This is a genomic window from Porcincola sp. LCP21S3_C12, assembly GCF_052118625.1.
Classification (GTDB): Bacteria; Bacillota; Clostridia; order Lachnospirales; family Lachnospiraceae; genus Porcincola.
The window spans coordinates 1-367 of record NZ_JBQKGW010000087.1; the positions used below are offsets into that span (position 1 = coordinate 1).

The 367-nt window shown below is 57.8% G+C and carries 1 protein-coding gene; it reads right to left on the reverse strand.

The features are described 5' to 3' along the window. Positions 1-367: recombinase family protein (locus ACTQ1N_RS12800; RefSeq protein ID WP_441957017.1), on the reverse strand; the 367-nt coding region annotated here is incomplete at both ends.

Below are 367 nucleotides of genomic sequence, written 5' to 3' on the forward strand. Positions count from 1 at the left end.
GTAGTTTGTGATCTGTGCGACCGTGAATCCATCGGCGGCCATCTCGAAAATCTCCAGCACACGGCCTGCATCCTGATCCGGCACGATCTCGCCGTCCTCGTTCTTCGTGTATCCGAACACCCGCTGGATCTGCTGGATGGGCTCCTGTACTTGTACCTTCCGCTGAATGGCCATCCTGGTCCCGAGCCGGTTTGCCTCGCTCTCCGCCTGACCGAATGCGGCAAAGAGCGTCATGAGAAGCTCGCCGCCTTCTCCTAGCGTATTGATTCCCTGAAGCTCAAAGTACACCCCGATGCCGCGCTCCTTGAGAAGTCTTGTGGCATCCAGAACGATCCCAGTGTTCCGGGCAAAGCGGGTGATGGACTTT